The organism is Variovorax sp. WDL1 (genome assembly GCF_001541225.1).
In the GTDB taxonomy this organism is placed as follows: Bacteria; Pseudomonadota; Gammaproteobacteria; order Burkholderiales; family Burkholderiaceae_C; genus Variovorax.
On sequence record NZ_LMTS01000100.1, the window covers coordinates 8,210 to 8,816 of the forward strand.

The 607-nt window shown below is 66.6% G+C and carries 1 pseudogene; it reads right to left on the reverse strand.

Features of this window, described 5'->3' with window-relative positions:
• Nucleotides 1–95 precede the first annotated feature (95 nt).
• Nucleotides 96–607 (reverse strand): annotated as a pseudogene (locus APY03_RS43790) (DUF6094 domain-containing protein); the annotation flags it as partial.

Here is a 607-nt window from a genome sequence, read left to right on the forward strand (position 1 = left end):
GGGTTGCTTGCGCGGCGCAGGCCGCTTGAATGGATTGGGGAACATGGTGTTTCTCCTTCGAGGTGGTACAGCAGGACGGCAGCGCGTCCGGTGGATCAGCGGATGGTCAACACCTCGCCCCGTGTCGGGGAGCCAGGCGTCATGTCCCACGCGCGGATGACAGGCACGAACTTGTCGGTGAGGATGCGTGTCTCGGCGATGGAGCCGTCTTCGCGTTCGGTGAATTCCCGCTGGAGCGTCTTGTCCTTGTGGGTGTCACCTTTGACGACGAGCACGCGCCCCGTCTGGGAGCGCACGACGCCGGAGATCGCGCCCGCGGCCAGAGCCAGGGCGAGATGCCAGTGGGACAAGGCCCGCGCCGGTGGACGCAGCGACTGCTGCGCGGTCCCCAAGTGCGTGTCCAGCGACGGCCAAAGGCCTTGCAGCCGGCCAACCTCGTCGGCGAACTGTTCGGGCTCCATCGTCACGCGGAAGAAATGCTCCGGCTCGGCCGGACTGGCGGGGACGATGTACGGCAGGAACGGCCATTCGCTCGGCAGTTCCTCGGCTTCGACTTCGCCAAGCCCAACCTGCAGCAGCAGATTGCGCACGGCCTTGACGCCATCGG